Consider the following 24,893-nt stretch of genomic DNA (forward strand, 5'->3'; position numbering starts at 1 on the left):
CCGGCCCGTTCAGGCCGGCTGGAAATGCTGCTCGATGCGCTGGGCCACGGCCTTCGGGCGGTTGCGCAGGGCTTCGGTGGCGCAGGCGCCGAGGAACATGCCGTCGAAATTCATCTCCACGCTCTCGAAGTAGTGGTCGAGCGACGCCCCTGCGTCGAGCACGCACTGCTCCAGCGACGTGAAGGTGCCGCCGGAATCCTGCGCGTCAGATCCTTGGGCGCTGATGCGATAGGAATAGGCGCCAGTTGCGATGCGCCGGAATTCGATCAGGGGTTTCATGGCACTCGGATGATTGCGGCGATGGCGCATCCGGTAAATAGTCCATTTGGACCGGACGGACTTCGCGCAGAATTCGCAGGTCATGCTTCCGCCCCGAATCCTTCTCATCGACGACCATGCGCTCTTCCGGTGCGGACTCCGGATGGTGCTGTTGTCCGGCATTCCCGACCTCGAAGTGGCCGAAGCCGCATCACTGGAAGAGGCGATGAAGACCGCCATGGCGGAGCCGGCCCTGGTCCTGCTCGACATCCAACTGCACGGGCTCAACGGCCTCGAAGGCATTGCGCTGGTCAAGCGCAAGTGGCCGGATGCGGCGGTGGTCATCCTTTCGTCCGACGCCGCACCGCAGAATGTGCGAATGGCTTTGGAACGCGGCGCCGCCGCCTTCGTCTCGAAAGCCGACACGGCGGACAACATCCTGGCGGTGATCGAGCAGTTGCGGCGCGGCCAGGAGATCGTGTCTCCGGTTCAGGCCGACGCGCAGGCCGCCAGCGGAGACGGAACTCGCCAGTTGCTGACGCCGCGCCAGTTCGAAGTGCTCGACCTGCTGTGCCAGGGCCTGCCCAACAAGGTGATTGGCCGCCGTCTCAACCTGTCGGAGAACACCGTGCGCGGGCACGTGCAGGCCGTGTTGGCCGCGCTGCATGTGTCGAGCCGCTCCGAGGCGGGCTTCGCGGCCCGCCGCAGGGGACTGGTCGCCTGATGAAGAACCCGCTGCGCCTCGCCGACGGGCGCACCCTGATCGAGCAACTGCGGCTGCTGTGCGGCAACGTCGGCAGCTCGGTCATCCCCACCATCCTCGTCGCGCTGCTGCTGGTGTGGGTGCTTTCCAACGAGAGCAACGTGCTCGCGCTGCGTGCCTGGGCCGGGGCGGTGATCCTCATGAAGCTCATCTGCGCGCGCGAGGCGCGGCGCACGCTGGCATCGGTGATATCGCCCGAACGCGCGGAGCAGCTCGTCCTGCGGCAGATGGTGCTGAATGCCGTCGACGGCGCCGTGTGGGGTTCGCTCGCGTGGGCCACCCTGGGCACGACGACGGTGGCCGGCTCGGTGCTCGTGGTGGCGGTGCTCGCGGGCGTCGCCGGCAGTTCCATGTCGTCGCTGGCGCCGGTGCTGCCGGTCTTCCTCGTGTTCGGCGCGACCGAACTGATCCTCCTCGCGACGAAGCTGTGGACGCTTGGCGACCCGGCCTACAACGCGCTGGGCGTGGCCGGCGCGCTGTACGTGGTCACGCTGCTCGGGCAAGCTCGCAACAGCGCCAAGGCGGCGCGCGCGGCCATCGACTTGCGCTTCGAGAACGTCGAACTGATCGAGCGCCTGCGCGTGGAAACCGAACACGCCCAAGCGGCGCAGCAGAAGGCCGACGAGGCCAATCTCGCCAAATCCAAGTTCCTCGCCGCGGCCAGTCACGACCTGCGCCAGCCGATCCATGCGCAGGGGCTGTTCCTGGAAGTGCTGGCGCGCAGCAAGCTCTCCGCCGCGCAGTACGACGCGCTCGCCAACGCACGCGCCACCTGGCAGGCTTCCGCCGAGATGCTCGACACACTGCTCGACTTTTCGCGCATCGAGGCCGGCGTCGTCGAACCGCAGATGCAGGTCTTCCATCTGCAGCCGCTGCTCAACAAGATCGAGAACGAACTCGCGCCCCAGGCCGATGCCAAGGGCATCGTCTACCGTTCGCGCGAAACCCATGTCGCCGTGCGGTCAGACCCTGCCCTGGTGGCGCTCATCCTGCGCAACCTGGTCTCGAACGCCATCCGCTACACCGAGCGCGGCGGCGTGCTCGTGGCCTGCCGGTTGCGCGGCGCCGAAGTACAGATCGAGGTGTGGGACACCGGCATCGGCATCGAGGCTTCGCAGCACGAGGACATTTTTCGCGAGTTCCATCAACTCGGGAATGCAGAGCGCGACCGCCGCAAGGGCCTGGGGCTTGGCCTCGCCATCGCGCACGGACTGGCGCGCACGCTCGGCCACGGCCTGTCGCTGGTCTCGCGGCCGGGACGCGGCAGCGTCTTCAGAGTCAGTCTGCCGATCGCGCAGATGGGCGTCGCGAGCGGCGCCATCCAAGTCGTGCCGAGCCATTCGCGGATCTTCGATGTGCGCGTGCTGGTGATCGACGACGACGACTCCGTGCGCGCAGGCATGCGCCAACTGCTGGGCGCGTGGGGCTGCGAATGCGACGTCGCCGATTCGATCGAGGAAGCGCTGGCCCTGGCCCGCGTTCACCCGCCGGGCCTGGTGATCAGCGACTACCGTCTGCGTGAACTGCGCACCGGCGCCGAGGCGATTTCCGCGTTGCGCGCAGAGTTCGGTGAATCGCTGCCCGCGTTGTTGATCACCGGAGACACCGCGCCGCAGCGCCTGCGCGAGGCTCGCGCGAGCGGTGTGCCCTTGCTGCACAAGCCGGTGTCGCCGAACCAGCTCTACCACGGGCTGATGTGCGTGCTGAACGAGGTCGAGATCGATTCGTCGTTCGCGCGCCTCGAAGCGGCGCCGGGCGAGAGCCTTCGGCGCGCCTGACCTCGCTGCGGTGCCGCTCAGGCGAAGTGATCGAAGGAAGCGAAGCGCTGCGCGACGGCCTTGCCTTGCGCATCGAGGATGCGAAGCCCTGATTCCGATTCGATGCGGCCGATCCGCGCCACCGGTGTGCCCGTCGTGCGCCCGGCCTGCTCCACAGCATCGCGGGCCGCGGTCGGCGCGGTGAAGGCGAGTTCGTAGTCGTCGCCGCCCGCGAGCGCGCAGGTGCGCCGCACGTCGAGACTCAGCGGCGCAGTCGTTCCCATGGCGAGCAGGTCGGCCGCCGCATCGGCATCGATCTGCGCCCCGACACTGCTGGCCTCCAGGATGTGCCCGAGGTCCCCGACCAGCCCGTCGCTGATGTCGATCGCCGCGGTCGCGATGCCGCGCAGTGCCTGCCCCAGCGCAACACGCGGTGTGGGTTGTTCCATTCGCCCGCGCGCCAGCTCGAACGCCTCGGCCGGCAGCGCAAGCGTGCCGCGAAACACTTCGAGCGCGAGCCGCGCGTCGCCGAGCGTGCCGCTGACCCAGATGTCGTCACCCACCTTCGCGCCCGAACGCAGCAGCGCGCCGCCTGCGGGCACTTCGCCGAACACCGTGATGCAAAGATTGAGCGGCCCGCGTGTCGTGTCGCCGCCGATCAACTCGCAACCGTGCGCATCGGCCAGTGCGAAGAGGCCGCGCGAAAACCCTTCCAGCCAAACCTCATCGACCGCAGACAACGCGAGCGCCAGCGTGAACGCCAGCGGCATGGCACCGCACGCCGCCAGATCGCTCAGATTGACGGCCAGCGCCTTGTGCCCGAGCCGCTCGGGACTGACAGTGGAAAGAAAGTGCCGCCCTTCGACCAGCATGTCCGAAGAAACCGCAAGCTGCATGCCCGCAGCCGGTGCGAGCAGTGCGCAATCGTCGCCCACGCCCAGCGGCGAGCGCTTCACGGGCCGCGTGAAATAGCGCGCAATGAGATCGAATTCGCCAGTGCTCATGTCAGGGCGGCCTCAGACGGCGGCGGTGCGGAAGCGCAGGCCCGATTGCCGAACCACCTCGGCAAGCAACCTCTCCTTGCCCTGCAACTCCCGCAGCCAGCGCGCGTCGTTGCGATTGGCCTCGACGCTGGTGCGCAGTTCCGACAGCGCCTTCGTGGCATTGAGCGCCTCACTGTGCCATTCGAGCTGCGTCATGGTCATCAGGATATGGTCGCGCAGCGACATGTGCTCCCCGCTCGCCGGATCGACATAGACCGCATCGAGACCGAAGCGGCAGGCCTGGAAGCGGTTGTAGGTGTAGACGAGGTAATCGTCCTCGGTCGGCATGAAAGGCTGCTCCTGCAGGAACCACGCGGCCAGCGACTGCACATAGCCGGCCAGCGCGGCGGCGCGTTCCACGGTCAGCGGCGTGTCGAACACGCGGATCTCGATGGTGCCGAATTCGGGCTTGGGCCGGATGTCCCAGTAGAAGTCCTTCATGCTCCGGACCACGCCGGTGCGCGTCATGCGCATGAAGTAGTTCTCGAACTCCTTCCACGACAAGGTGAACGGCGCGCGGCCCGACAACGGAAACGCGAACACCGAATTCAGCCGCGCCGAATCGAACTGCGTGTCCTGCCCCTGCACGAAGGGCGACGAGGCCGACAGTGCGATGAAGTGCGGGATATAGCGCGACATGCGGTGCAGCATCAGCAGCGCCCCATTGGCATCGGGGCAGCCGATGTGCACGTGCTGGCCGAAGATGGTGAACTGCTTCGACAGATAGCCGTAGAGCTCCGACAGCTCCCGAAACCGCGGCTTGTCGTAGATGCGCCGTTCGTGCCACTGCTGGAAGGCATGCGTGCCGCCGCCCACCACCGCGATGTTGAGCTTGTCGGCGTTCTTCACCAGCGCGTCGCGGATCGGCGTGAGCTGCTCGATCACGTCCTGCGCCGAATGGCACACGTCGGTCGAGATCTCGATCATGCTCGACGTCATCTCCGGCACCACGCTGCCGGGCAGCGGCGTCTGCGCCATCAGCCGCAGCATGTCCGCGGCATAGGGCGCGAGGTCGTAGTCGTGGGTGTTGACGAGCTGCAGCTCGAGCTCGACGCCGAGCGACAGCGCGACGGACTTGTTGAAGCGTTCCAGCGGCACGATGCGGCTTGCCGGCGTAGCGGGCGTGCCGTCGGCTTGAAGTTCCATCGGACGTGATGTCATGTCGACCCCCACTCTCGGCACGGCGCTGCACTCATCGCTGTGTCTCCTCCACCCTGCCGAAGGCTTCGGGCAGCCAAGGCATGGAACTCTCGCCGGCGCCGTGAATGGCAGCGGTGGCGATCACCGCCCCGAGCACTTCCATCAGCAGGATGGCCGGCAGGGCGATCTGCGTGATCATCGCACCCAGCAGGGGTGATGCGGAAACGAAAGCCGACGAGATCAGCAGTGCGATCGACGACAGCGGCGACATCGCGCAGCCGACCCAGAAGGCCTGCTTCCAGCTTGCGCCGCTGCCGGGGTTCGCGATGGCGACGCCCGCGATCTTGGAGAAGGCGCGCACGCCGATCATGGTGAGCACCACGCTCGCAACCGGCAGGTTCCAGTCGGCCTGCGCCGCCACGATCGAGACCAGCACGAACATCAGCATCGTGATGAGGGAGGCGGCGGTGCCGAGCTGGCGGGGCCAGGTCCACGGCCTGGGATTGAGCGCCTTGAGCAGCACACCGCCGATCAATGCCGCGAGGGGCGCCGAGCCGCCGAAGTGCGCCGCCAGCGCAGCGCCCGCGCCGATGATGGCCAGCAGCAGGATCGAGGTGTTCTCGCTCGTCGGGCTCATCACGCGCAGTGCCGAGCGCAACGAAAGCGCCATCAGCGCCCCGACCACGAAGGACATCCCCAGCACCACCAGGACAGGAGACAGCTTCTGCAGCAGCCCCGTCGGCGCATGCTCGATGAGCCCCGCCTGCGCATAGCCGAGCGCGAGCGCATAGAAGGTATTGAGCGTCGCCAGCGTCATCGCCCGCTCCGTGACAGGCCCCGAGGCGCGCGTGTCGATGATGACCCGGCTCAGCACCGCCGGCGACGCGACGATCGCCATCAGCGCGATCGGATTGGCCACCGGATCGGGCACATCCAGCCAGTGCAGCACCCAGAACACCGCGAAATAGGTGAGCGTCGATTCGAGCAGGCTCTGCACCAGCACCATCGGGTTGTGGCGGAACCAGCGCACCGGCAGGCGCCCGCCGGCCTCGAACAGCACGATCGCCACGCCCAGCTCGATCAAGAAGAGGCTGATGCCCTGTAGCGGCCAGATCGCGCCTTCGAAGCCGGCGAAGCCCACCACGGTGCCGACGATCGAATAACCGATCACCTTGGGCATCCCCAAGTAGCGTTGCACCAGATGGCCGGAGGCCGCCGCTGCCGCCAGCAGCAATGCCCACAGCACGGTCGGCAGGCCGGCCGAGGGACGGACCCACTCAGACCAGAAACCCAGCAGATCGTTGGAAAAGAAATTCATCAAGCAGATTCAATCAAGGCGGGGGTCGGCCGCGCTGCCCGATGAGGTGCGCAGCCACCCTCCGGGGCGGAGCTCAGTGCAGCACTCGCGAGGAGGGAATACCCCCCGCATCGGCTTCCAGCACGAACATGGAAATCGGAACGTCGAAGCGCTCCGCACGTTCTGTCACGATCAAAAAGCTCCCGTGCATGGTACCGCTCGGTGCCTGGAGGCGGCAGCCGCTGGTGTAGCGAAAGGATTCCCCAGGCGCCAGGAGGGGTTGCTGGCCGATCACGCCGAGCCCGTCGACTTCTTGCGTGTTTCCCTCGGTGTCATGGATGACCCAGTGCCGGGCGATCACCTGGGCCGCCACCTTGCCGTTGTTGGTGATCGTCACCGAATAGGCAAAGGTATAGACCCGGTCTTCGGGCGAAGACTGGTCGGGCAGGAATCGAGGTTCGACCTGCACGGTCATCGGGAAGTTGGACATCGCGTGGATGGTAGTACATCGCCCCCGGCCCGAAGCTGCAATCCGAAGGCACTGCTGCGACAATCCGAGCCCATGAGCAGCCCCTTCCGCATCGCCCCTTCCATCCTTTCCGCCGATTTCGCACGCCTGGGCGCCGAAGTGAGCGACGTCATCGCCGCCGGTGCCGACTGGATCCATTTCGACGTGATGGACAACCACTACGTGCCGAACCTGACCTTCGGGCCGATGGTGTGCCAGGCGCTCAAGCCGCACGCGCAGAAGCCCGATGGCACGCCCGTGCCCATCGACGTGCACCTGATGATCCAGCCGGTCGACGCGCTGGCCGCGGCCTTCGCGCAAGCGGGCGCCGACTTCATCAGCTTCCACCCCGACGCGTCGCCGCACATGCACCGCAGCATCCAGGCCATCAAGGCCGCAGGGTGCAAGGCCGGGCTGGTGTTCAACCCCGGCCTGGGGCTCGAAGCGCTCGACTGGGCCATCGACGAGATCGACCTCATCCTGATCATGAGCGTGAACCCCGGCTTCGGCGGCCAGAGCTTCATCGATTCGGCGCTGCGCAAGATCGAGCTTGCGCGCAAGCGCATCGACGACACCGGACGCGACATCCGGCTCGAAGTCGACGGCGGCATCAAGGTCGACAACATCGCGCGCGTTGCCAGCGCCGGCGCCGACACCTTCGTGGCCGGCAGCGCGATCTTCGGTGCGAAGGATTACAAGAGCGTGGTGACAGCGATGCGCGAGCAACTCGACGCCTCGCTCAAGGCTTGACCTTGTCGTTGTAGACGCGGTCCGCCACCGGGCCGCGATCGGTGTCGACGAGACCGCGCTCGACATCGTCGAAGGCCTGCTTGCCCACGCGCGGAGGCTTGCCGTCCTTGGTCTCCTGACTGTCCGAAGACTGGTCATGCTCGTGCGGCAGGCGGGGCACGGCTTCGCCCTCCTGTTCGATCCTGGTCTTGCCGCCGCCCGCATCTTTCGATGCGTCGGTCTTCACGGAATCCTGCTTGCGCGTGGCCATGCTTCGCTCCTTTGTCATCCCGTCGTTTGTCGCATCGCATCGAGGCAAACACGGTAGGACCGCCGTTCGCCGCGTTGTAGGATGGCCGACCAGATGACATACCCAAGCACTGAGCCCACCGAGCCCACTGATCTCATCTCCAACGACACCTTGCGCGTTCACGGCTTCGCATCCCCGGCGCCGGGACCCAAGCTGATCGTGCTCGGCGGCGTGCATGGCGACGAGACCTGCGGCACCGTGGGCATCGAACGCGTGGTGGCGGACTTCGACGCGTGCAAGCTGCAACTGCTGCGCGGCCAGCTGACGATGGTGCCAGTCGCGAATCCGCTCGCACGTCGCCGGATGCGGCGCGAAGGCGAGCGCAACCTCAACCGCCTGTTTCAGCCGACCGAGCCGGGTGTCGAGCCCGCCGACTACGAAGCACGCATCACGAACCTGCTGTGCCCGCTGCTCGATCGGCACGATGTGCTGCTCGACCTGCATTCGTTCCAGAGTGCTGGGGAGGCTTTCGCGATGATCGGCCCGCGGGACAACAACGGAACGCTCGAACCTTTTTCGCGCGCCTTCGAGGAAGGGCAGCTTGCGCTGCATCTCGGCACGCCGCGTGTCGTTGAAGGCTGGCTTGATATCTACGCAGCCGGCCTGGCCCAGCGCGCGGGCGGGCAGCCGGCGGATGAGGCGGAAGTCGCCTTTGGGCGCGGGACCAATGAATACATGCGAAGCCGCGGCGGCTACGGGGTCACGCTGGAATGCGGACAGCATGAGGATCCGGTTGCGCCTGATGTGGCGTATGCGGCGATCCTTTCTTCGCTGCGGTTGCTGGGGATGGTTGCGGGTGATCCACAAGCCCGGCCGCCGAAGCCGCCTTCGCTGCTGCGGCTTGTGAGCGTGACGGATCGGTTGCATGAGGAAGATCAGTTCGTGCGGGAATGGGCGACGTTTGATGCGGTTGCGCAGGGCGAACCTATTGGTGTGCGCGAGGATGGGAGCGTGCTGCATGCGGATCGGGATGGGTTCATCGTGTTTCCGAATGCTGAGGCGTTGCCGGGGACTGAGTGGTTTTATTTTGCGGTGGCTAGTGATCGGGATTTGGGGCGGGCGGGTAGTTAGTTCGGATTGGATCGCTTCAGGACTGATTTCGGTCGTTCATGAGCGAAGGGCGGATAGCCAGGATGGGCCCATACCGGCTGTTCGCCCGTGCTTCAAAGCGGTCACTCATCGAGCTTGGCTTTGTCTCTCGGAGTACAGAAAAGACTGCGATTGCTGACTCACACCGAGAAGGGTAGAGAAGCAGCACGTGCGCGACCTGAACTCGTCAGAAGTTTATTTTTTGGAGGCGCCGCTCGACTCATTGCTTGGTTCGCTAGACGGCAGCGAAAATTTTGTTCGCATAGAGCGCGCCAATGAAACGGAGAAGTTTTTCAACGCGAATGACGTGGACGCATACTTCACTCCCTGGGCTTCGCCACAGCGGGTCAACCAAACAGCTCACTAATCAGGTCATCAATTTTCCGACCGTCGATGCCTCCGCGCTCGTCATCCTGGGTCACAACTAGGGTGGCACGTTCACCGCCGCCTTCCTCCAAAGGAAGCACGCCGTTGGCGCGGTACCACTGCAGCTTGCTATCCCAGCGCGACCGGTATCCCTCGTCCGTCAGCATGCCGCAGTGCTCCCACAGGATGACGCGGCCCATCGCCTGGTCGTCGATTGTGAAATCCGGCAGCCGGTGTTCTTTGCCATCAATGCTGTGGAACGGAATCTCGTAGCCAGCCACGACGCCGTGTGTAGCCAGTGCGTCGTCGATGATGACTTCCGACTTCGAGCGCAGTGGAGTCCCTCGGCGTGACCGGTGGATGAGCTTTTCGTCCATCCACTTCCCGTTCACCTGGACCGGCGACGGCAGCATCTCGGGGTTCTGCTTCTCGAACAGATTCGTGAATCGGCGCGGAATGACTGCGTTGTCGTCCGTTGCCAGTAAACGAAGGTCAGACAAGTCACCCTGGTGCATGATGACCACCCGGCGCTGTTGCCGCGTCAACGCGGTGTAGAGCATCTCGCGGCTGACGAGCCGGCTCTTCTTGGGCAGCACCAGGATGGTGGTGCCGAACTCACTTCCTTGCGCCTTGTGGACTGTCACCGCGTACGCCAACTCGAGCAGAGGCGACCTCTCGTCGTCGAAGTCCCAGGTCGCGAAGTTGTAGGCGAACCCGGGTTGGGATGAGAACTCCACTTTGGTTCGCCAAGGCTCGTTGCCGTAGGAAGCCGTCGCTTGGATTTCGCCCTCGACGACCCCAATCTCGCCGTTCGCAATGTACTGAAGCGCACCCGCCTCCGGCGTCACGAACTTGCGCTTGTGGTTGCGCACGTTGATGACCTTGTCGCCGTAGACGATTTCCTCCGGCCCACGCGGTGGGGTCAAGTGCGGACGCCCTCGCATGGGTTTGCTTGCCCACGCCACCGCATCCTTGCGGAAGGTCTTGTGCAGCAGACGATTAATATCCCTGGCCCCGAGGACCTCGTTGCGCAGCGGCGTCAGCACCTGCCACTCTTCCACCCGTCCCGCGGCACCCAGGCTGAATGCGATGTGGTCGCCCTTCAGTTCGCCGCCGTAGCTGGTCGCAAAGGTCAGCTGGTCGTCAATGCTCTTGAGCCCCAGTTCGAAGCAGAGCACCTCGAACAGCTTGTTCCGAAGCTCTTCGGTTGTGTCCCACCGGTGCGTAGCAACTCGACCCGTCGAGTCACCCTGACCCATCAGGACGGACCAGACTTCATCCTCGCCCGGTGCCAGCGGTCTACCGCTGAACCAGTTGGCGAGCTGCAAGTCGATGGGGAAACTGGCCTTCTCTCCGGACGCCTTGTGTCGACGCTGGATGGTGAGTTCCGCGTAACCCCGGCTAATCCTAGGGAAGAGCGCATCGGCGTTGGGCGGCGTCAGGTGGGTCACAGCATCGAAGAAGGGCTTTCCCGCGCCCATGGGAGGCAACTGTCGCGGGTCGCCGACGAGGATGAGCCGCTCGACGCTGGCCTTCACCGCATCGAGCAGTGCCCCCAGCATGTCTTCCGTGAGCATGGACGCTTCGTCCACAATGAGTGTCTTGGCCCCCGTGTACGTTGAGCCCGGCACGGTCTTGTACACGCCCGTCCGGCCGTCGTAGCGCCCGCCGCAGCTCGCCAAAAACTGCGCCAAGGTCTGCGCGTCATGCCCGCACTTCTGCGATAGCTGCACCCGCGCCTTGCCCGTGGGCGCCAGCAGCAGAACGCCCTTGGCGGCAATGTCCTCATGTTGGCACAAAGCCTTGAGCACGGTCGTCTTGCCCGCGCCAGCTGGCCCCACCAGCACCGAGAAACGCGAGGCGGCAAGCTCTGCCAGTGCGGAGGCCTTCTCGTTTCGAGCCCGCACCTCATCCGAGTCGGATGCATCCAGTGGAGGAAGCAGCTTGTCCAGCCGCGCCCGCCAGTCGTCCTTGAAGGGGAACCTTGCACCCAGCCGGGCACGGTCGTGAATTTGCTTGGACAACAGGGAGTTGAAGCCCAGGTACCGGAAGAGCTGCAAGGCCGGCTTGCTGCCCTTGATGGTGACCCGCTTCACCTCATAGGAGAAGAAGTCGGCAACCGTCTCAACCACGTCCTCCGAAATGGCGCACGGCGGCTCAAGCTTCGCGTTGCGAATGCCGAGGATAGTCATCTCCTCGGACAGCAGCGTGTGCCCCTCGCTGCGGGCGGCTTCCTCGAGCTGTTCGATGATGAGCGCGCGTACGCGACGCTTGTCGACCGGCCCCGACATGCGCGACACCTCCGGTAGTGGATGCGCAAGCGCGACCAGTTCGGCGGGAAACGCCCCGCGGTCGATGGTCTCCAGCGTCACCCGCTCTAAGCGCTCGTCGTCTCGAGTCGGCACGGCGAATCGGTCGCCCTCGTACAGCAGGTACGGGTTTTCCAACAACTGGCTGTCTGCGTAGTCCAGACCGGCTGCAGTGCGGACCGCCCCGACGTAATAGCGCTCGGCTTGCGCATTCGTCAGCGCAAACCGCGCGAGCAGCTTCAAGAGCTCCAGCCGGCTGGGCTTGAGCTTCTTCCAGGTTTCACTAAGGTCCGCCGTTATCAGCGCTGCCAGGTTGAGCGGCAGTGAAGCCGGCTTGCGCATGGCCTGGTCAACCAACGGCCAAGGGTCTTCATTGTCCTTCAACTGCCCCGCCAGGTGCATGGCCAGGAAGTTGCCGTGCTGAACCCCGAAGGCCGTGAGCGCAGCGCCGAGCCCCGGGTACGGGCCCCGCAGCTTCCACAGCTCCGAGATGCGGGCATCTATCCAGCGCAACGGCTTGTCGACCGGCGTCGTTTCGGGCAACACCTTGCGTGCGGATTCCAGGGCCATGCGGCACTCGAGCAAGGCGGAGATGGCGCCGTCCTGGCTGACGTGCTCGCAGACATACGAGAATTCCATCGTCCGGTCGGCCGGCGAGAACGCTAGGCACTTGTTCCAGTCGACCTCGGCGCCTCGCTCCTGCACTTCGGCCAGCTGCGCATAGGGCATCAGGAAGCCGTCACCGCTGTCGTCGTGGCGAATCGAGTGCCCGACGACCACATCCCACACGTAGGAGGTGTCCGGGTCGGCTGGCTTGCCCTGTCGCTGGTATTGCAGCGGCTTGCCCACCGTCGTGATGCGCCCCACGCCCACGATGACACGTCGCGGGTCGTCGGAGAACGGGGTCTGCTTGGCGTAGAAGAAGCACAGCGAAGCCTCGGGCTTGATGGTGCCGAAGAAGCCATCGAGCAGCGCCCGTTGATTGCGACCGTTCTGCACCCAGCCGGACTCGACCAGCCACTGCGGCTCCGTCGGCTCGCGTGCGGTGTCGTAGTCCAAGCGCCAGCCCTTGGCCAGCTCGTCGGCGAACTCACGCCGCATCCACTTGAAGGGAATGCAAGCTGCCGTGAACGGCGGCTGCTGCAGCGCCGTCACCTCGAGGTCGCTGTGTGCCTCGCTGCCGCTGTGCTTGTACGGATGGGTCAGGTTGCGCCGAAGCGTGAAGGGCGCCATGAAGGTCACGCGTTCCTTCACGCAGGGCGGCAACTCGTCCTCCTGGAGCGAGTCGAACCGACGACCCGCGATGCAGGCCTCGAGTTCGTCCCGCTTCGCCTCTGCGATTTCTGGCAGCACCACGCAAGAGCCGTTGTCACGAGGCCGCTTGCACACCGTTCCTTGCCACAGGTCGTCGTGCCAGGGCGCCCGGATGGAAATGTGGTTAATGACAGGCATGTTCGTTGAATTCAATTCAATAGAGGTGGCTGGCCATGGCGAGCGGCGGCTTGTGGCCGACTACGGCTGTCGTTCTCTACAGCGACATGAACAAGAGCAAACTCTTGCTCTCACCCACCGCCTGCCGCGCAAATCCACTGACCGCGTCCACGACCGGTTCGATTGCAGGTCCGCTCGCGCCCATTCGTGCAAGTTCATCATGCGTGGCCCACACCGCAGCCACATTCTTGATGTCTGCCGGCTGCAGCGCGGACAGTCTGCGCACGAAGTCCTGCGGGAACTCGAAGACCCATTGCTCCGGCGTGTGAGCAAGCAAGTGCTTCTCGCCTTCAAAATCCCTCGCCTCAGCGGTAGCGCCAAGGGCGGCCCAAAGTCCAGCCAGTGCCATGTTGTCCAACGAATTGAACTGCAACCGGGGCCAACTGCCTGGTGTGGCGGAGAGGATTTGAGGTGCGTCGTCGGTCGATGCAATCAGGATGTCCGTGAGCATGCTTGATGGGTCATTGGGTTGAAGTCGCCAGGCTGACTGTAGCTTCTGCGGGAGCGCGCCAAAAGGGAGCCGGCGTCTCAAAACTAGAGGGCCGCGACGAACTTCCGGTTTTGGCCGACCTGAGTCACAGGCCGGCGCGGTGCAAAGGTCTGCTTGCATTTGCGAACCGGCCGTTGAGGTGCGGGGCCTATTGCATCGAAAGCAAGAGCGCCCGCCGAGCCTCTTTGGACATCTTATGTGCCGCCAACAAGATCTTGGCCAGTACGTCATCGTCGCAATACAGGAATGCGAGCGGCACCTTGAGTGCGACAGCTAGTCGCTTAGCTGTTTTCACTGGCGGCTCATGCACGCCAGTCTCGTATCGGCTGATTCGGGCGCTGCTGGTGGCCTCATCCAACCCGATCAGAACACCAAGCTTGTCCTGAGGTAGGCCTGCCAGTTCGCGGGCCTCGCGAAGTCGCTTTCCGAAAACTACGGCTGCATCATGTTGGGGGCCCGAAACCATTCTTCGATATTCGAAGAATGGAGATAAACTCTCTCTACGAATAACGTAGATGGGGGGAGAATGAACAATCCAATCGAGCGTCGGCCGCGATGGTGTGCACTGGCGTTCTCCCACCCTACTTGCGCGCTTGCGCGCCCTCCAAACGTTCCCCAAGCCAGCGAAGGCGCGCCCAATTCCGTCGACGATCTCGTCGTCGCGACGGCCACCAAGGCCGAAGCCGATCTCAGCGCATTGAGAGAGGCATATCGCGCCACCGCATGCGTGCACGACCTGCTTCTTCTCGCACAGAGATCGCCCAGGTCTGAGCGCAACGTCAGCCGCACCGAAGTGGAATCGCTCGTGGCATTGGTCAACGCAGAATTCGAGCGCCGCATTCAGTGCGCCAAGGCGAGCATTGCATCGATGCATGTGACTTCAGAGATCTGAAATCAATCCTCGGAGAGGCTGCTGATGTCCGCAGCCCTGACCCGAGGGTTCGACCTTCAGATGGATTGCATTGCCGAGATTGCCAAGGGTAAAGTTGGATTCGGCCCGTCGCCTGAGATCTCCAACTCAAAACCCCCCAAAGGGCAAATGCGATGAATTTCAACATTCGCACGAAGGTCGCCCAGGCCCTCAAGGTCGTGTTGGGCCCTTTGGGATTGAACAAGCCGACGCGGGAGCCGTGGCCCAAGATTCTTCAAGTCGCAGCAGTCATTGCCCTGCAGACACTCGCGTACGGCATCGAGCAGCAAATCGAGCACCAAATTCTTGGCGAAAGGGTCGCCAACGTCGTCATCGCTGGTCAAAGCTGGTATCAACTGATGGTGTCGGCGTACCCACGAGCGCTTTCGCCAAAGTTCAGCACCGTGGTGCACATAGACCCGAGGTCGGACCCGACCGCAGAATATTTTCCGAACAATTCATGCGTGCAAAGAAAATATTTTGCGGATCTCTTGCCGGCTCTGGCGGGCTTTGCGCCGCATGTCATCGTGCTCGATCGGCGCTTTCTGCCGCTTGGATGCGAACGAATGGCGTCAAACGATCCGACCGAAAGGCTGCAGCAGGCGATATCGCACGTCACCACGGTATTGCACGTTCCGATCATTCTCGGGATGGGTATCGAGGAGGCTCCTCCGACACCGAGCGGCGATAGAACCGCGGCCCATGTCATTCCGTCGCTGGGCTTTGCGCCGTCCCCGCTGCTGACGGTCGGCATCCTCAATACAGACCGTACGCCCGAAAGGCTCGCTCTCGGATGGACCGTCAAAGCGCAGCCTGGGGGATCGGAGGAATGGGTCAACGGACTTGCCCTGCAATCGGCGCTCGTCCGCGAACCCAGGCTTCTGGATGACTCCTCCGTCCTCAAGCACCTCAAGGCGAGCGGCGAATCACCCTATATGAGCCTGATACGGCCCGAGAATCTTGTGCTCGTGCGATCAGGCGACCTGCTGTGCCTTCCGATGCCGTCGAGCGATCGGAGTCTGTCCAAGCGATGCGTTGATCTGAAGCCTTCCCTTCAAAATCTGGACCGCCTCCGTGGAAAGGTGGTTTTCGTTGGTGAGGTCGGAACGAGCGTCGATCGACACAGCACAGTCATCGGAGACATCTCCGGCGTCGATCTGCAGGCGAACGCACTTGAAGCACTTTTGGACGAGAGATTCTTTCCCCCCGCGCCGGCTCTCGTCGATATTGTTTTCGGAATCTTGTTCCTGTTCGCAGTAGATTGGGCGCTCTCGCACAAGACTGCCCTGGTGGCGATTGCTCGTTTCGTGTCCGTGGCGTGCGTCACTCTGCTGTTGCTCGCTTTGACCATCAGGAGCACCGGCTACTACGTTTCACCATTGGGAGTGAGCGCGCTGGTCGTCATGAAGCTTATTTGGTGGGCAGGGGAACGCACGGGATTGTTTGGATCAGCCCACGCTCACCCCGACACAAGTGATGTCAAGTCGGAAACCAAGGACGGAGGGTCAGCATGAACGTCGACAGACCTCGTTTAGCTTTCGGGCTCCTTGCGCGAGCCTGTATTGCCTTGGCGGCTGTGGTCGCAACCGTCAGCGCCAATGGTCAAACGGAGACCGCTCCGCCCAAACATCAACGACCGCCAGGCGATGAGGCAGGCGGTGTGAGCAACAAGCCCGAAACTCGAAAAGAAAGCGAAGCGGCCAGCGCCACGGCCGGCGAAGTCAAAGCGAGCGCAAGGGCGGAAGCCCGTCGGGCGGAGGCAGCCACCAGCAGCACCAAAGCGCGGGCCAAACAGAGCGATTCGAACAAGATGAAGCAGGATTAGTCCGGCTTTTCAACTCGGTGATCAATGCGTATCGACCAGCTTTCGAAGAGCGGCGTCGCGGATCGACAAGGCCTCGAACAAGCCAAGTTCTCGCAGCGCGGGCAAGCCGTCGATGATGTCCTTTTCAGCGGCGGCGCGTCGAGCGCTGTCGGCAGCGGGATCGCACCAGATCCTCGCATTGACCAGAAAGGCCCCGACGGTGCCTTTGCGAATGACGACGCCATTGCGTTCAACCTGGTTCTGCCCGTCGGGCAGGATGTCTTGGGCCTTCATGCACGTACTCCTATGGGTGATGGATAGGGCTATCGTAGGCAGCGAATTTGGCTTCGGTACGGCATGGAGGACATAAGATAGCTGCTTCAGGCCATCCCATCACGCTTCAAGCCGTCCATGGACCCTTTCGACCTCGCTTCCTCATCCAAGGGTCCGTTGCTGATCGCCGCGGCGCAGGAGTCCGGCCAGCCTCGCGTGACGCGCAGCCACAGCCACGCGCGCGGCCAGTTGCTTGGTGCGACGCATGGCCTGATCACCGTCGATGTGCGTGATGGCCGCTGGGTAGTGCCGGCGACGCATGCCGTCTGGATACCGCCTCACACGCCGCACGGGCTGCGCTCACACGGGCCATTCGCGGGATGGAGCGTGTACGTGGCAAAGCCCGCCTGCGCAGATCTTCCGGCCGAGCCGTACATCCTCGCGGCCTCCGGCTTGTTGCGCGAGGCAGTCTCGCGGGCAACCACGTGGAAGGCCGGTGCGACGACGCTGGACGCGGCGCAATCACGGCTCGCGGGAGTGATCTTGGACGAGATCCGCACATTGCCGCCGGTGGCGCTGGGCCTGCCCATGCCGCAAGACCCGCGCTTGCTGAAGATCGCCAGGGCGCTGTCGGCCCGGCCGGACGATGGGCGCAGGTTGGAAGAATGGGCCGAATGGGCGGGCATCGCGCCTCGCACGCTGACCCGTCGCTTCGTGGAAGAGACAGGCTTCAGCTTCACCGAATGGCGCCAGCGCGTGCGCCTGCTGCGTGCCTTGGAAATGCTGGCAGCCGGCACAGCCGTGACGACCATTGCGCTCGATCTGGGCTATGACAACGTGAGCGCGTTCATTGCGTTGTTCAAGCGAAGGTTCGGCGTGACGCCCGGTCGATATGAAGCCCTGATGCACTGAGGCCGCGCCTGCAGCCTGCGGCAGTCGAAGGAGACCGGCGTCCTGCCGTGCGTTGTCCGCGTTCTGCTTGCCGGCCCTTGGCCCTCGGCCATTCGGCCAAGTCCCACTTGGCCTCTCCCCAATATGGTGGATTGCGGCACCCCCGCATCAATGTCAATCTCCGTCCATGACGATGAATGGAGGCAGTCTTGTCCACCGATCTCTCGTCCGAACCTCGCGCCGCGGTTCCCATTGCTGACCCTTTGACCGTGTTTCTCGAGGCGCACCGGCGAGGCCTGCCGCCCAGCCGAGGTGCAAAACGCTTCAATGCGGGCGAGCATGCATGGCTCGCGAGCCATGGCGCGACGCTGGCCATCAAGACGCTGCGAGACAAGTCCGGCATCCGGGTCGATGAAGACGTGTTCGCGTCGATCCCGCGCCGGGACGGACGCGAGCGGCTCCAATACGGCGAACTGGTGGCGTTGTCGGGCGACTTCTACGAGACGCCGGATGCGTTGTTCGACGAGAAGCCGTCACCGCTCCCCTGGCTCTGGGAGGCCAACGACCTCTCCGACCTGCGCGCCATCTTCGCCAAGGAGCTGCAGTGGATCGAAGACCGGCTGGAGCGCCAGGGCGGCCGCGCGCCGTACCCGGACGAAAACATCCGGCTGGCCTGGAATGCCAAGTCCTATGTCGAGCTGGCGTTGCGCAATGTCGATCACTTCGGCTGGCACAACATCTGCGCCTACTGCAGGCACCATGCGCATGCCATGGAGCTCGCGGCGTCGACGGGCGGGCGGGACAACGAGACCTTCCGCCGTGCGCTCTACACCAACGCCTTCGCGGACCACTTCCTCACCGACGGTTTTGCGGCCGGGCATGTGCGCGTGCCGCGCGCCGAGATCTGCGACTGGGCGGCGGCGCACGGTTACAGCGACAAGGTGGCTGGTGCGCTGTCGAAGCTGCTGCACGATCAGGACGGCCACGCGCACTCGCTGCATGGAGAGCACGAGGAGGCCGGTGGCCGCGATTCGCATGACGGGCTGCCGGTGCAGAACGGCAGGGGCGAGACGTGGCACACCTACTGCGACGGCCAGCTGTTCCTGGAAGGGGCAGTGTCGTCGCCGGCGGTGGACCGCGCCGTCAGCGCGGTGGCGGCCTCTGTCGGCGAATTCCTCATGGCGTGGCAGCGACGCGACCTGCCGCGCGGTATCTATGCGGCCACCTCGTGGGTGCCTTTCCCGCGTCCCGATGCGCCGACACTGACGCAGAAGTTTGCGGCGGGCATGCCCGAACACGACTTCGAGGAACTGTGGAAAAGCGTCGCCTGGTACGCCACGGTGCCTTGGATCGCCGGGCTGGAGCGCCAACACATCCGCAGCTTGTTCGGCGCGCTGCCGCAGATCATGAAGAAATTCGGCGAGAACGTCGCCAGGGACGCCGCCGAGTCCCACATCGGTTCGCGCATCGATTCACGCTACATCGACGCGTACAGGCGCATTGCCTGAAGCATGAATCAAGGTCGCCATGAACATCCGCGACGCCATCGACCGTGACTTCCGAATGCTGGACGCCGCCTGGCCACGCGTCCGCGCACTCGAGATCGCCATGCGGTCCGCGGCGCGCTGGTTCATCGTGTGCCGCGAGATTGGGCCGGGCATGGATCCGCTCTATTACGTGCTCGACGGCGCAAAGGCTCGCGACAGACTGAAGAAGTCGCAGGCGGTCAGCACCAGCGACGCGCTGCGGCTTTTTTCAGAGAGTCCGAGTGTCACCGTTGCGGAAGCCTCGGCGCGCGTTGGGCGGGACATGCGGCAAGTCGTCCTTGCGGGCCGGGTTCCGGTTGGCATTCTCGAAGCTGCTGGAGTGGCGCTTCGCAGTTCGCGCGGCGGCGAGGCTGCCGATGCGGTCGTGGTAACGCGCGCCTTGCATGCGCGTTGGCCCGAGTCGATCGAAGTAGGCACCAGCCTGGCCTTGTTGGTATCGCTGGCCATGCCTGGGTCGGTGGATAGGGGTGCCGTATCGTTGAAGGCGACGCTGGGCACACGCATCGACATCGTCGTCCTCCCACTGGAAGGGATCACGCTCGAAGGAACCAACACGGGATCACTGGTGGTCAGCGATCCGCAGGCAGATGCGCCATTGATGTTCCGCTTCAAGGCGGGCGCGACCGGCATCGGATCTGCGCGCGTCTACGCATGGATAGGTGGCTACTCGGTGGCTTCGATGGACTTGACGACCACCATTGTCGAAGTCGGCGGCGTGGCGAGCGAGGTCGAAGAGGCAAGTGTCATCGCGACCGTTCCGGCCGAGCCCCGCGTGCAACCGGACCTGTCGCTGCTCATCACCGAAGCGGGCAGTGAAATCAGGATTCGGCTGCAGTCGGCCAGCCGCGAATTCGACGGCACGGCCTATCCCCCTATCACGCTTGCAAGCAGCTCGCGCGCGTACTTCGCGGAGTTCTGCCGCAAGATCGAAAACCTGCCCGTGGACACGGAGAGTCGACGCAAGGCCTCAGCCAAGAAGCTCTCGAACTGGGGCGTGGACATGATCGAGAAGGTGATCCCGGCCGAATTGAGGGCGACCCTTTGGGACGTTCGCGAACGGATCGGTTCGATGCAGATCACCTCCGACGAGGCATGGATCCCCTGGGAGGTCTGCCGCCTTGTCAGCACGAGCGACACCGGCTCCAAGGTCGAGGGGCCGTTCTTCGCCGAGGCGTTTTGCGTCACGCGCTGGCTGCATGGTGTCGCAGCGCCGGCTCGGTTCAGTTTCGGCGAATGGGCGCTGGTGGTCCCGCAGGATTCCCGCTTGCCGAACGCCAAGGCAGAGGAGCTTTTCATTCACTCGTTGGCCGATGCGACGCGCAAGGTGACGCAGGTGCCCGCAAATTTCTGCGACCTGACTGCCGCGATGGAATCGGAGATCTACCATGCGTGGCACTTCTGCGGCCATGCGCACGCGGGAAACGAAGGCGATGGCGACCAGGCGGCCATCGAGCTCGACGATCGCGACTCCATGACGGTGGACCTGTTCACGGGCGCGACGGAGAACGCATTGCGAACCGGGCCGTTCGTGTTCCTGAACGCCTGCCAGAGCGCCCAGGGCGGGCTGAGCCTGACGGGCGTGGCCGGATGGGCCAGGCGCTTCATCAAGCCGGCGTCATCGCGCTTCGCGGCCAGTGCCTTCCTGGGCTCGTACTGGTCGGTGTACGACGCCGCTGCGCTCGCGTTCACCGAGGCGCTCTACAAGAGCCTCATCCTGGACGGCAAGGCGATCGGTCAGGCCGTCAGGGACGCCCGGCTGGCCGTGCGCTCGGCGGACGATCCCCTCACGTGGCTGGCCTACACCGTGTACGCCGACCCGCTTGCAACCGTCGAATCGAGGTGACCATGCCATCCATCGAATCAGTGACCGCCCCGGGCCTTGCCGTCGCACTGCCGGAGTCTGCACTCGACATGGTGCCGCTCGGGGTCGCGAAGGTGAGCGGCCATGAAGCGATCACGTATGGCAATCGGAAGTTGCTTCAGATCACCGGGCTGCCGGACTGGCGCGGGCGCACGCTCTCCGATGTGTTCTGTGAAGAGGACCTCATCACCGTGCGCAAAGTGCTCAAGGAGCGGTTCGAGCAGCGGCTGGCAAGCGAATACCGGATCGACATTACCCGCTATGACGACGGCCGCAAGGTGCCCGTGAGCATCACCTCGTTTCCCGAGACCAATGAGCACAACGACGTGGTGGGAACGCTGGCATTGGTGCGCGACCTCACGGTCGAGATGGCTCAGAAGCAGATGTACCGGTTGGTCGAAAAGGAGTCCGACGGCACGAAGCTGCTCGATGCCATCGCGGAGTCGTTGCGTCCCTGGGTGCCCTTCGATCGCATTTCGGTGATACGCCTGAACGAGGAGCGAACCCATCTGCGAACCATCTACGACCAGGGCGAGGCACCCAAGGCATCGTTCAGGTGGTGGCGTATTCCGCCGGCAGTCAAGGACCTGTTGAATTGCAGCGAGATTCTGGTGATCGACGACATACCGACGTGGTACGACGCGCCGGAGCGAAGGTCGATGCTCGACGACCCAGCCGTCCAGGAGTTCCTCAAGCTGGGCCTGGTGTCCACGCTGAGCATGCCGGTACGGCAAAACGGCGCTCAGGTGGCGAGCATCGTGCTTTACCGAAAGAAGGGACACCCCTTCAGCGGAGCCGAGCAGGGCGTCGTCAACGACCTTCCCCTGGCAGAAGCCGTCAGCGTCGCGCTGCGCAACGAGAAGGAAAGCAACCTGAACTTCCTGCTCGACCTGATCAAGCAGATCTTGTCGGCCTACGGCTCGGTAAAGACCGTGGCCCAGATGATCGTCGGCAAGATCGCCGAGCACTATGAATGGGACTACGTTTCGATCTACCAGGCCTATGAGCACACCGGTCAATGCCGGATGATTGCCGAGACGGCGACCAAGGATGGCGTGGCGCTTCCGGAAGAAGAGCGAACGTCCTTCTCGATCAACGAGGGCATCATCGGCCATGTCTTTCGCACCGGGCAGGGCGTGAGCATCGAGGACGTCGGGGAGTCGAAGGAGTTCAGAGACATCTACATTCCGCGCGCGGGCATCAAGACGCGCTCCGAGTTGTGCGTGCCCATCGGCAAGGAAGTGCGCTGGGTGCTCAATGTCGAGGACGAACAGTCCAATGCCTTTGCGCCGCAGGAGAAGCGCGATCTCGAAGACATCGCGGCGAGCCTGAGTTCGTTACTCCAACGCACCTTGGACTACCAATACCGCACCGCGGTCGTGGAACGCGCCAACGACGCCATCATCCTGACGGACATCGAGGGATTGATCCGCGAGGTCAATCCGGCCACCTGCAGTCTGCTGAGGGCGCCCAAGGAAATGATCGTGCGCCGTCCCGTCGAGGAATTTTTCGCCGACCCCGAGGACGCGCGGGTATTGCTCAAGTGCGTCGTCTTCCCGAACCATGAAGCGCTCATGCAACGCCCCTTGCCGGCCGCAACGGCCGCCGAAACGCAAGTCAAGGTCCTGCTGTCGGTGGCAACGTTGTCCGGTGACACCGGCGGCAAGATCTTCATCGCGAGCGACATGACACAGTTCAAGCGCATGCAGCAACTCGAACTGGCGCAGGACGTCTATCGGGAAGTGACCGGACAGATCAAGACGCCGATGTCGCTGGCCATCGCATGGCTGCGCAGGTTCGCGCAGGGCAAGAAGACCGATGGCGAGGACATGGCCCACAAGGTGATCCAGCAATTGCAGAAGGCGGAACTGACGCTGGACCGCTTGCTGCTGGTGGAGCGCGGTGACGGCGTCGAGATCCGCCACGAGGTACTGATATCGGTCAATGACCTGGTGGACAGCATCATGCAGGACATGCCAGAACGAGAGCGCGACGTCGTGACGGCGACCACCTTGGCGCCGGACGACGCCCATCTCCGCGCCGACGCCTACGAGATGCGCTACTGCCTGCAGACCGTGCTCTCCTATTTGCTGCGACTTGCGGCGGAGGACGACCGCATCGAACTTGATGCGACGCGTGACGGCGATGGTGTCGCGTTTGCCTTGAGAGGGCGCGCCGCCGACGTCGAATCGGTCAGTGACATCGAAAGCGAGTGCAGGGCCGCGCAAGTGCGGGCGGAAATCTCGCTTGGCAAGGAGACGTTGAGCAAGATCGCCGGCCGAAACCGCGGAACCTTCGCCGAAATCATCGCGCCGGGAGGGCAGCAAGTGACATTCAGGTTCACCTTTCCCGTTGTCGCGACAGGAGTGCCGTCATGAATCGAATACTCATTGCACTGCAGAGTCCTGACATGGCCGATGCCGTCGAGGATCTGCTTGAAGACCTGCTTGATGGCGAAGACGCATTGTCCTTTGCCCAGGCTCGGAACTGCGCCAAGGTGTGGTCGTCCCTGGACATGGAGGCGCGCCGGATGCTGATCACCGAATTGGATCTGGCGGAAGACAAGGCCAGCGGCGTCGTTCGGCAGGGCGGATTGCGTTTGGCCCGGCAAGTCCGCGAGCGTTACCCCGATATGCCGCTCGTGCTCATCTCGCCATACACGACGACGGAGATCTCACAGAGTGTCGAGGCGATAGGGAAGGCTGCGCTGGTGCTGCAGGGTCGGGACTTCGAGGACGATCTGGTGACGCAGGTCTGCCACGGTCTCGGGGTCGCAGCGCCGCGGGACGACAAGCTCGTCGAGCAGGACGCCACGAAGCGTCATGTCGTCGAACCGCCGGGCACACAGCCAGTCGCCGCCGAGGCGGTTCGCTACCTGGTTGAAATTCGCTTGCGTGAAGGCGGCGAGTGCGACTATCACTCGAGATCGATCGGCGGATTGGTCCCCTACATCAACGAATCGAAGTTCACCGTGAAGCCGGAAGACCTGCAGGAGTTGGTCGCGCTGACGGCCAAGCTCGCCGATTCGAAGAACTGGACAAGGGATTACAAGCTTCTCGGCGAGAAGCTGCGCGAGGTCCTTCTGGAGGGCGACAAGCAGGTCATGAAGAACCTTGCGAACATCAGCGGCAGGATGTCGGTTGCGATGGCGGATGGCGCGGAGTCTTCGCCCGCGATCTGCTTCATCGTCGAGAAGGGCCTCTACCCCATCGCCCTGGAGGCCATTCGTGGCGGAGACGGCTCGACGCACTATTGGCTCGAAAGGGCGCCAGTCTGGCGTCGGCTCGCCATCAACGGCGCGCGCAAGTTTCCGCTGTTCCGGGATCCCGAGACACGCGACAAACCCATCAACTGCCTGCTCGTGGAGGCCGACACCTCCGGCATGGTGAAACCACTGAACCTGAAGGTCGACCCCATTCCCGCAGTGAGCCCGGAGGCCCAATCGCTGATCGACTGCCTGAACAGCCAGACGACCGTGCGAATCGGCAAGATAGGCCGCATCTGGTGTTCGGGTGGGCGGGTCTTCAAATCGGTATCGACCAGGGAGGCGCTCGACGAAGACCGGGTGCCGGTGCCCTGCGAGGGATCATTTCGCAACGCCATGAGGGACATGCTCACGACGGGAGAGCCCTGGCACCTGGTGCACTACGCGGGACATTCCCACTACGACCCCGAGAACGACTATGGCTACGTGGTGCTGCCGGGCAAGAGCCTGGAGGTGCTTCATGAACCCGACTACGTCGGCACGATCGAATTTGCCAAGTGGCTGAATCGCACGCACTTCGTGTACATGAGCAGTTGCGAGGGCTCCGCGCAGGACTTTGCGTTCAATCTTTGCCAGCATGGCGTACCGGCGCTCACGGGCTTTCGCTGGGTTGTGAAGGACGACATGGCAAAGCTGCACTCGGAAACGTTCTACGAAGAGTTGTTCCGGTGTCGATCGATCGAGGAGGCCCTGTACTTCACATGGAACCACATGTACGGGTGTCATCCGATGGACCGGGTGTGGGCTTCCTCGCAGTTGGTGATGCAGTACGCGGCTTAGATACATCGCGGT

The 24,893-nt window shown here is 63.8% G+C and carries 23 protein-coding genes; 13 read left to right on the forward strand and 10 right to left on the reverse strand.

All coding sequences use genetic code 11. The features are described 5' to 3' along the window. Nucleotides 1-9: 9 nt before the first annotated feature. Complete coding sequence (locus tag AC1DHL_RS22375; protein WP_478163400.1) at nt 10-279, reverse strand: hypothetical protein; 270 nt, start codon at nt 277-279, stop codon at nt 10-12. 82 nt (nt 280-361) lie between these two features. Between AC1DHL_RS22375 and AC1DHL_RS22380 the strand changes: the two genes are divergently transcribed. After that, nucleotides 362-982 (forward strand): response regulator, encoded by a 621-nt coding sequence (locus AC1DHL_RS22380; protein ID WP_478163401.1) that lies wholly within the window; start codon nt 362-364, stop codon nt 980-982. Beyond that, entirely contained in the window at nt 982-2,799 is a 1,818-nt protein-coding gene (locus AC1DHL_RS22385) for an ATP-binding response regulator (protein WP_478163402.1), read from the forward strand. Before AC1DHL_RS22380 ends, AC1DHL_RS22385 begins: the two co-directional genes overlap by 1 nt. A 17-nt stretch (nt 2,800-2,816) precedes the next feature. On the opposite strand, the gene thiL is transcribed toward AC1DHL_RS22385, so the two are convergent. The 4 genes from thiL to apaG form a co-directional block, all read right to left on the reverse strand. Beyond that, nucleotides 2,817-3,782: a thiamine-phosphate kinase gene (thiL, locus tag AC1DHL_RS22390; RefSeq protein ID WP_478163403.1), complete on the reverse strand. Its 966-nt coding sequence runs from the start codon at nt 3,780-3,782 to the stop codon at nt 2,817-2,819. A 12-nt stretch (nt 3,783-3,794) separates the two neighbouring features. Beyond that, entirely contained in the window at nt 3,795-4,919 is a 1,125-nt protein-coding gene (locus AC1DHL_RS22395; protein WP_478163445.1) for a YbdK family carboxylate-amine ligase, read from the reverse strand. Between the two features lie 94 nt (nt 4,920-5,013). Beyond that, nucleotides 5,014-6,279 (reverse strand): cation:proton antiporter, encoded by a 1,266-nt coding sequence (locus AC1DHL_RS22400; RefSeq protein ID WP_478101906.1) that lies wholly within the window; start codon nt 6,277-6,279, stop codon nt 5,014-5,016. 73 nt (nt 6,280-6,352) lie between these two features. Next, on the reverse strand, nt 6,353-6,748 hold the full coding sequence (gene apaG / locus AC1DHL_RS22405; RefSeq protein WP_478101908.1) for a Co2+/Mg2+ efflux protein ApaG: 396 nt from the start codon (nt 6,746-6,748) through the stop codon (nt 6,353-6,355). A 72-nt stretch (nt 6,749-6,820) separates the two neighbouring features. On the opposite strand from apaG, the gene rpe reads away from it, so the two are divergent. Next, nucleotides 6,821-7,516, forward strand: coding sequence for a ribulose-phosphate 3-epimerase (rpe, locus tag AC1DHL_RS22410; RefSeq protein WP_478101910.1), 696 nt, complete (start codon nt 6,821-6,823; stop codon nt 7,514-7,516). Here rpe and AC1DHL_RS22415 read toward each other — a convergent pair. Then, on the reverse strand, nt 7,506-7,766 hold the full coding sequence (locus tag AC1DHL_RS22415) for a hypothetical protein (protein WP_478101912.1): 261 nt from the start codon (nt 7,764-7,766) through the stop codon (nt 7,506-7,508). The genes rpe and AC1DHL_RS22415 overlap by 11 nt on opposite strands. Before the next feature lie 93 nt (nt 7,767-7,859). On the opposite strand from AC1DHL_RS22415, the gene AC1DHL_RS22420 reads away from it, so the two are divergent. Continuing rightward, complete coding sequence (locus tag AC1DHL_RS22420; protein WP_478163446.1) at nt 7,860-8,876, forward strand: succinylglutamate desuccinylase/aspartoacylase family protein; 1,017 nt, start codon at nt 7,860-7,862, stop codon at nt 8,874-8,876. A 187-nt stretch (nt 8,877-9,063) separates the two neighbouring features. Further along, nucleotides 9,064-9,261, forward strand: coding sequence for a hypothetical protein (locus AC1DHL_RS22425; RefSeq protein ID WP_478163404.1), 198 nt, complete (start codon nt 9,064-9,066; stop codon nt 9,259-9,261). On the opposite strand, the gene AC1DHL_RS22430 is transcribed toward AC1DHL_RS22425, so the two are convergent. The 3 genes from AC1DHL_RS22430 to AC1DHL_RS22440 all read right to left on the reverse strand — a co-directional run bounded on the left by AC1DHL_RS22430 (nt 9,242) and on the right by AC1DHL_RS22440 (nt 14,016). Continuing rightward, nucleotides 9,242-13,021, reverse strand: coding sequence for an ATP-dependent DNA helicase (locus AC1DHL_RS22430; protein ID WP_478163405.1), 3,780 nt, complete (start codon nt 13,019-13,021; stop codon nt 9,242-9,244). The two genes, AC1DHL_RS22425 and AC1DHL_RS22430, sit on opposite strands and share 20 nt — an antisense overlap. Before the next feature lie 76 nt (nt 13,022-13,097). Further along, complete coding sequence (locus AC1DHL_RS22435; RefSeq protein ID WP_478163406.1) at nt 13,098-13,511, reverse strand: hypothetical protein; 414 nt, start codon at nt 13,509-13,511, stop codon at nt 13,098-13,100. 187 nt (nt 13,512-13,698) lie between these two features. Further along, the gene (locus AC1DHL_RS22440; protein ID WP_478163407.1) at nt 13,699-14,016 is read right to left on the reverse strand and encodes a helix-turn-helix domain-containing protein; all 318 of its coding nucleotides are present in this window, start codon (nt 14,014-14,016) and stop codon (nt 13,699-13,701) included. Nucleotides 14,017-14,076: 60 nt separating this feature from the next. Between AC1DHL_RS22440 and AC1DHL_RS22445 the strand changes: the two genes are divergently transcribed. From AC1DHL_RS22445 to AC1DHL_RS22455, 3 genes are all read left to right on the forward strand, one after another. Continuing rightward, the gene (locus AC1DHL_RS22445; protein WP_478163408.1) at nt 14,077-14,442 is read left to right on the forward strand and encodes a hypothetical protein; all 366 of its coding nucleotides are present in this window, start codon (nt 14,077-14,079) and stop codon (nt 14,440-14,442) included. 152 nt (nt 14,443-14,594) lie between these two features. Continuing rightward, a complete protein-coding gene (locus AC1DHL_RS22450) occupies nt 14,595-15,974 on the forward strand; it encodes a CHASE2 domain-containing protein (protein WP_478163409.1) in 1,380 nt (459 codons plus the stop codon). After that, on the forward strand, nt 15,971-16,285 hold the full coding sequence (locus AC1DHL_RS22455; RefSeq protein ID WP_478163410.1) for a hypothetical protein: 315 nt from the start codon (nt 15,971-15,973) through the stop codon (nt 16,283-16,285). Before AC1DHL_RS22450 ends, AC1DHL_RS22455 begins: the two co-directional genes overlap by 4 nt. Nucleotides 16,286-16,306: 21 nt before the next feature. On the opposite strand, the gene AC1DHL_RS22460 is transcribed toward AC1DHL_RS22455, so the two are convergent. Further along, nucleotides 16,307-16,558, reverse strand: coding sequence for a hypothetical protein (locus AC1DHL_RS22460; protein ID WP_478163411.1), 252 nt, complete (start codon nt 16,556-16,558; stop codon nt 16,307-16,309). Nucleotides 16,559-16,675: 117 nt separating this feature from the next. On the opposite strand from AC1DHL_RS22460, the gene AC1DHL_RS22465 reads away from it, so the two are divergent. From AC1DHL_RS22465 to AC1DHL_RS22485, 5 genes are all read left to right on the forward strand, one after another. Continuing rightward, nucleotides 16,676-17,449 carry an AraC family transcriptional regulator gene (locus AC1DHL_RS22465; protein WP_478163412.1) on the forward strand — a complete coding sequence of 258 codons (774 nt, stop codon included), beginning with the start codon at nt 16,676-16,678 and terminating at the stop codon, nt 17,447-17,449. Nucleotides 17,450-17,637: 188 nt separating this feature from the next. Beyond that, complete coding sequence (locus tag AC1DHL_RS22470; protein WP_478163413.1) at nt 17,638-18,936, forward strand: hypothetical protein; 1,299 nt, start codon at nt 17,638-17,640, stop codon at nt 18,934-18,936. Nucleotides 18,937-18,955: 19 nt separating this feature from the next. Then, nucleotides 18,956-20,818 carry a CHAT domain-containing protein gene (locus tag AC1DHL_RS22475; protein ID WP_478163414.1) on the forward strand — a complete coding sequence of 621 codons (1,863 nt, stop codon included), beginning with the start codon at nt 18,956-18,958 and terminating at the stop codon, nt 20,816-20,818. Nucleotides 20,819-20,820: 2 nt separating this feature from the next. Beyond that, a complete protein-coding gene (locus AC1DHL_RS22480; protein WP_478163415.1) occupies nt 20,821-23,214 on the forward strand; it encodes a GAF domain-containing protein in 2,394 nt (797 codons plus the stop codon). After that, nucleotides 23,211-24,881, forward strand: a complete 1,671-nt coding sequence (locus AC1DHL_RS22485) for a CHAT domain-containing protein (protein WP_478163416.1) — start codon at nt 23,211-23,213, stop codon at nt 24,879-24,881. The genes AC1DHL_RS22480 and AC1DHL_RS22485 overlap by 4 nt, the downstream gene beginning before the upstream one ends. Nucleotides 24,882-24,893 lie beyond the last annotated feature (12 nt).

The sequence above is a fragment of the Variovorax sp. 10L426 genome (assembly GCF_056395305.1).

What these genes read in the sequence shown, in the direction of transcription:
- AC1DHL_RS22440 (WP_478163407.1), bottom strand. Translation starts at nt 14,016, where the DNA reads ATGGTTTCGGGCCCCCAACATGATGCAGCCGTAGTTTTCGGAAAGCGA.
- AC1DHL_RS22380 (WP_478163401.1), top strand. Translation starts at nt 362, where the DNA reads ATGCTTCCGCCCCGAATCCTTCTCATCGACGACCATGCGCTCTTCCGG.
- AC1DHL_RS22435 (WP_478163406.1), bottom strand. Translation starts at nt 13,511, where the DNA reads ATGCTCACGGACATCCTGATTGCATCGACCGACGACGCACCTCAAATC.
- AC1DHL_RS22480 (WP_478163415.1), top strand. Translation starts at nt 20,821, where the DNA reads ATGCCATCCATCGAATCAGTGACCGCCCCGGGCCTTGCCGTCGCACTG.
- rpe (WP_478101910.1), top strand. Translation starts at nt 6,821, where the DNA reads ATGAGCAGCCCCTTCCGCATCGCCCCTTCCATCCTTTCCGCCGATTTC.
- thiL (WP_478163403.1), bottom strand. Translation starts at nt 3,782, where the DNA reads ATGAGCACTGGCGAATTCGATCTCATTGCGCGCTATTTCACGCGGCCC.
- AC1DHL_RS22450 (WP_478163409.1), top strand. Translation starts at nt 14,595, where the DNA reads ATGAATTTCAACATTCGCACGAAGGTCGCCCAGGCCCTCAAGGTCGTG.
- AC1DHL_RS22460 (WP_478163411.1), bottom strand. Translation starts at nt 16,558, where the DNA reads ATGAAGGCCCAAGACATCCTGCCCGACGGGCAGAACCAGGTTGAACGC.
- AC1DHL_RS22445 (WP_478163408.1), top strand. Translation starts at nt 14,077, where the DNA reads ATGAACAATCCAATCGAGCGTCGGCCGCGATGGTGTGCACTGGCGTTC.
- AC1DHL_RS22385 (WP_478163402.1), top strand. Translation starts at nt 982, where the DNA reads ATGAAGAACCCGCTGCGCCTCGCCGACGGGCGCACCCTGATCGAGCAA.
- AC1DHL_RS22420 (WP_478163446.1), top strand. Translation starts at nt 7,860, where the DNA reads ATGACATACCCAAGCACTGAGCCCACCGAGCCCACTGATCTCATCTCC.
- AC1DHL_RS22465 (WP_478163412.1), top strand. Translation starts at nt 16,676, where the DNA reads ATGGACCCTTTCGACCTCGCTTCCTCATCCAAGGGTCCGTTGCTGATC.
- AC1DHL_RS22400 (WP_478101906.1), bottom strand. Translation starts at nt 6,279, where the DNA reads ATGAATTTCTTTTCCAACGATCTGCTGGGTTTCTGGTCTGAGTGGGTC.
- apaG (WP_478101908.1), bottom strand. Translation starts at nt 6,748, where the DNA reads ATGTCCAACTTCCCGATGACCGTGCAGGTCGAACCTCGATTCCTGCCC.
- AC1DHL_RS22455 (WP_478163410.1), top strand. Translation starts at nt 15,971, where the DNA reads ATGAACGTCGACAGACCTCGTTTAGCTTTCGGGCTCCTTGCGCGAGCC.
- AC1DHL_RS22430 (WP_478163405.1), bottom strand. Translation starts at nt 13,021, where the DNA reads ATGCCTGTCATTAACCACATTTCCATCCGGGCGCCCTGGCACGACGAC.
- AC1DHL_RS22415 (WP_478101912.1), bottom strand. Translation starts at nt 7,766, where the DNA reads ATGGCCACGCGCAAGCAGGATTCCGTGAAGACCGACGCATCGAAAGAT.
- AC1DHL_RS22375 (WP_478163400.1), bottom strand. Translation starts at nt 279, where the DNA reads ATGAAACCCCTGATCGAATTCCGGCGCATCGCAACTGGCGCCTATTCC.
- AC1DHL_RS22475 (WP_478163414.1), top strand. Translation starts at nt 18,956, where the DNA reads ATGAACATCCGCGACGCCATCGACCGTGACTTCCGAATGCTGGACGCC.
- AC1DHL_RS22485 (WP_478163416.1), top strand. Translation starts at nt 23,211, where the DNA reads ATGAATCGAATACTCATTGCACTGCAGAGTCCTGACATGGCCGATGCC.